Consider the following 4,029-nt stretch of genomic DNA (forward strand, 5'->3'; position numbering starts at 1 on the left):
TGCCAGCGGGTTGCCCGCGCCGTCCTGCGGCCAGTTCACTGTGCCACTGCGGCTGTCTTCCTGCTGCTGCAGTTTGCCCGTGCTGTCGTAGGACCTGCGGCTGGCATCGAACGGGTCGCGGTTGCGCTCTTCACGCACCAGGTTGTTGCGGAAATCGTATTCCCAGCGCTGCCGCCAGTGCATGTCCCCCGGGCGTTGCGGGTGACCGCTGAACACATCTTTAACCGAGCAGATAACTAGAATCAGTTAAGCGCTGAATATACTGAATTGGTGTAAAGCCATTCAGTGCAATATTGGGACGTTCATGATTATAAAACCAGCGCTGCTATCAGGTCGGGTACGCAGTATCCGCCATGAGAGCCGCAGAGATATTACCGCCATCTATTATTCTCGCAGCCCCAGCCTGCACCTAAAGGGCAACTGGCTCAGGGATGCAGGGCTTGACACTGGCAAGCAGGTAACGGTCAGAATGGAAGAAGGCCGTTTGATCCTGACAGCGCATGAGTAAAAATAAAAAAGCCGGGAGGATCGTCAAGATCTTTCCCAGCTTTTATTTCATTAGCTTAATTTTTTAGCTTATAAATATCCATAGTTTCTTCATCCATATCTAAACTTCCAAGTGCACCAAGATCTAAACTGTAAATCTGTTCGCTACCATTTTTTATATTTATAAAATACCCCAGATCACCATCCTGTCCAATTAGTAAGTAATCTGGCTCAACGTCCCTTATGGCATATGTTTCATTTCGCTCGACAAGATCTTTGTAATTATAAAGATAAACAGTGTCACCTTGACCTGTCTGGATTTCATAAGCATCTGTATCTTTCACTTCTTCAGATAAAAACTGCTTGTATTTATCAGGAAAGTTAACACCAATCGCTGTCTCAATGATTTTAAGCTCATCCAATACTTTATCTTTATCCACAATAGTTTACCTTTTAACCTTAGAGTATTTATATTAGATATCAAAGAACGGATTGCTCATATTATTTTCTCTGAGTCCGTCAAAATATTTAAATGAATCATTTATAGATCTACGAGCCTGATTTTTAGGAACGCCAGCATCGAGCATTTCTTTATAGCTAATATTAAACTCCTGCTTCAAGGTTGTGTCCCAACCACCAGTTACAGATCGTCGTGCACGTTGTGCAGCGCTTATAGCAGCATGTGAGCTACCAGATGAAGATTTTAGTAACGTTGCAGGTGCAGAATTTCTTTGATAACCACTAATTCTTTTCTTAGCCCAAGCATCTTGAATAGGGTGATGGCTTTGAACAAACCCATCAGCTTTACTGTTTGTATGCCCTACAGCACGATTGCCCCCCGGAGATAATTGTCCATGAGGATCTACATCACCAGTTTTGTAGCCATTAGGAGCACTACACTTTGCAAGTCCCAACGGATCCACCCAGCCCTGCGCATTTGGCGCATACTGGTACAGGTTCAGTCCGCCTGCCAGCCCTGGCGGGTCCTGCTGCGTGAACCGCCCGCTGTCCGGGTCGTAATACCTGAAAGGTTACAGGAGTTTACTTACTGGTATTCACTGAGGCGGGCAACAACAGGAAGGGAAAAAGGATATAAGGGAAAAACACCAACAGAATAATCACAAACCGCGAATAACCGGCGTCATTGATTCTGCGAACCGCGGAAGCCAGTAACGGCAGGATAAAACACAGTAACAGAATAATGCTGGTATCCTCCGCAGAGGATAATCTCAGCCAGCCGAAGAACCACAGGCACTGAAAAATGAACACGACACCATACTCAAACCGGGTATCCCTCCCTTCGTAACTGAACGTGGAGAAAATACCTTTTTTCAGAGCCTTGAGTATACGCATTGAATGTCCGCAGAATTAAAAACATTATTAAATCCTGCGCAATCCATAAAAACATATTTAGTTAAATATCGGGAGATTTAGCACCCCCCGACACTATTACCAGTTAACTCTCAATCAAATAACTTCCTCATAAAGATCATTTAGAAAAATAGAAAATGACTGACTAATTAAATGAACATTATCCATGTTTGGCTGTTCTCCTTCATCAACTTCAAATTCATGACCCCAAAAATAAACTTTATTGTTGTCTGTTTTTAAACCCATAATAACAAGATTGCCTCCAGCATCATGAGTAATCGGAATAAACCCTAATGGAATTCTGTCTTGATAATTATTATAATATCTTAAGAGGTTACTATTTTTCTCTTTCCCTAAACTAAGAAACCGATCAACAGAAGATGCATCATTTCTATCAGAAAAAAATCTAAACGAGTTTGGCTGAGGCTGCCCCCCATTATACTTCATCAAGAAATCCTTATAATCACTTGGTAAAGTGCTGTTTATTTTTTTCTCAAAATCAGAGATATCCTCTAATGTTGCAGGTGTTTTGGAGTAAATAATAGCGACCATAAATTACCTTCTATTTGTTGAAATACCACCCGAGTGTCTTACTGCATCATGTATATCACTAGGAACTAATTGCATATATCCAGAATCCTGATGGTGATGCCAAGTATATCCTTCAGGCCGAGAATTCCTAGCCCATTCCCTACAGCACGATCGACCTTAGCAAAACCCACATTTCGAGAGGAGCCTAATCAATATGAGTATTTTTAATTGGACAACGTGAAAATAAGGGGGGAATGCATGATTAAATGGTATACCAAGGGTATGTTTTATTATTTTCACTAATAACTTACTGGTTGATGTTACTTTTGATATGAGTAATTACACCTGCCGAAGTTCGGGATGTAAAGACCAGCGGTAAGAAAAAAAACGGAAGGGCTATTTAATTATAGCTCTTCCGTATTCCTTAATTATAAACCCCTTTAGACTCTACTTTTTCTATAAACAAATCCTGAAGATCACCTTGTATTTCATTACCCTTGTAATTAACTATAAAGTCACCATCTATATTATCTGGGTAATGAGTGCCATCAAACGCGCCGAATATTACTGAAGCACTATCAGCAATCACAACATCAATAAAATCCAGAATATCATCTTTATCCGTATCACTTAATTTTGCCAATGCATTTCTTGCCCTGGCATAAACATCCACATCGTTATTAACTGGTTTTTTTAGAGATTGCTTGTAACGGATTGAGTTATCCTCAAATAACTCTTTGAATATTGCATTAACTACTTGCTCATCAAGATTCATATACTCTCCTCTATCTTAATTCAGGGTACATCATTTTATTTAAATCAATAAGGGCCTTTAGTTTCTCGTTCGGTATTTCAGGATAAACCCTTCTCAACTCTTTGATATCTCGAGCAAGAAGATCTCTTGCATTAGTAAATGGTAGTCCTGTCTTATCATTTATTTTGCTTCTCGAGACAATACCAACGCCCTCTTTCGAAACAGTATGACCAACTCGAGGAACTAATATTGCCGGGGCGGTCATAGGATCATACCCCTCGACCAAGTCTTTCATAAGATTTTTTTGTCCTACGTGATGAGAGTCCAGTCCAAGGTTCAGCCCTTTAACTGCATTTTTATTGTTTTGATGAGAATTTACATTCCACTTTTCGGGAGTACACTTACTCAACCCCAACGGATCCACCCAGCCCTGCGCATTTGGCGCATACTGGTACAGGTTCAGCCCACCCGCCAGCCCTATCGGGTCCTGCTGCGTGAACCGCCCGCTGTCCGGGTCGTAATACCTGAACAGGTTATAATGCAAACCGGTCTCTCTGTCCAGGTACTGGCCCTGCATCCGCAGGTTCTGCGCAAAGCCTGCCGCATGGACCGGCGCTTCGCGTAACAGTTTGCCCCAGGCACCCGTCAGCCCTTCCCAGCGCACCCGCCCTTCGTTGTCCGTCAGCCGCTCCGGCGTGCCGTTGGGCTGGCAGTGGAACCAGTAGATTTCCGGGTCAGTGATGCCGTCGATACGCGCCAGTGGTTCATAGCTCCCCTGGTCTGCATACACATAGGTCAGCGGGATGTCGCCGTGCACTTCCTGCAGCAGGCGCAGCCCTTCCCACACAAACCCTGTCGTCACCCGGGTGCTTTCGCTGCCATCTTCC

6 protein-coding genes and 3 pseudogenes are annotated in these 4,029 nt (G+C 43.3%); 1 reads left to right on the forward strand and 8 read right to left on the reverse strand.

Annotated elements, in window-relative coordinates; genetic code table 11:
* A pseudogene (locus tag DES37_RS25115) lies at positions 1–183 on the reverse strand (RHS repeat domain-containing protein); the annotation flags it as partial.
* A gap of 121 nt (positions 184–304) precedes the next feature.
* Here DES37_RS25115 and DES37_RS25120 point away from each other — a divergent pair.
* Positions 305–508 (forward strand): SymE family type I addiction module toxin, encoded by a 204-nt coding sequence (locus DES37_RS25120; protein WP_110028261.1) that lies wholly within the window; start codon positions 305–307, stop codon positions 506–508.
* Positions 509–563: 55 nt separating this feature from the next.
* Here DES37_RS25120 and DES37_RS25125 read toward each other — a convergent pair whose 3' ends face one another.
* From DES37_RS25125 to DES37_RS25155, 7 genes and pseudogenes are all read right to left on the reverse strand, one after another.
* Positions 564–926: an SMI1/KNR4 family protein gene (locus DES37_RS25125; protein WP_110028262.1), complete on the reverse strand. Its 363-nt coding sequence runs from the start codon at positions 924–926 to the stop codon at positions 564–566.
* Positions 927–959: 33 nt separating this feature from the next.
* Positions 960–1,514, reverse strand: a pseudogene (locus tag DES37_RS25130) (RHS repeat-associated core domain-containing protein); the annotation flags it as partial.
* Between the two features lie 13 nt (positions 1,515–1,527).
* Positions 1,528–1,839, reverse strand: a complete 312-nt coding sequence (locus tag DES37_RS25135) for a DUF805 domain-containing protein (RefSeq protein WP_110028263.1) — start codon at positions 1,837–1,839, stop codon at positions 1,528–1,530.
* 114 nt (positions 1,840–1,953) lie between these two features.
* The gene (locus DES37_RS25140; RefSeq protein ID WP_110028264.1) at positions 1,954–2,409 is read right to left on the reverse strand and encodes an SMI1/KNR4 family protein; all 456 of its coding nucleotides are present in this window, start codon (positions 2,407–2,409) and stop codon (positions 1,954–1,956) included.
* A 3-nt stretch (positions 2,410–2,412) separates the two neighbouring features.
* Positions 2,413–2,526, reverse strand: a pseudogene (locus tag DES37_RS26090) (HNH endonuclease); the annotation flags it as partial.
* A gap of 286 nt (positions 2,527–2,812) precedes the next feature.
* Complete coding sequence (locus tag DES37_RS25150) at positions 2,813–3,163, reverse strand: hypothetical protein (protein ID WP_110028265.1); 351 nt, start codon at positions 3,161–3,163, stop codon at positions 2,813–2,815.
* A 10-nt stretch (positions 3,164–3,173) separates the two neighbouring features.
* Positions 3,174–4,029, reverse strand: an 856-nt coding sequence (locus tag DES37_RS25155) for an RHS repeat domain-containing protein (protein WP_211320578.1), incomplete at its 5' end; no start/stop codon positions are given.

This window comes from Mangrovibacter plantisponsor (assembly GCF_003182475.1).
Taxonomy (GTDB): domain Bacteria; phylum Pseudomonadota; class Gammaproteobacteria; order Enterobacterales; family Enterobacteriaceae; genus Mangrovibacter; species Mangrovibacter plantisponsor.

Coding starts and splice junctions, on each gene's coding strand:
- DES37_RS25120 (WP_110028261.1), top strand. CDS start 305: ATGATTATAAAACCAGCGCTGCTATCAGGTCGGGTACGCAGTATCCGC.
- DES37_RS25135 (WP_110028263.1), bottom strand. CDS start 1,839: ATGCGTATACTCAAGGCTCTGAAAAAAGGTATTTTCTCCACGTTCAGT.
- DES37_RS25140 (WP_110028264.1), bottom strand. CDS start 2,409: ATGGTCGCTATTATTTACTCCAAAACACCTGCAACATTAGAGGATATC.
- DES37_RS25150 (WP_110028265.1), bottom strand. CDS start 3,163: ATGAATCTTGATGAGCAAGTAGTTAATGCAATATTCAAAGAGTTATTT.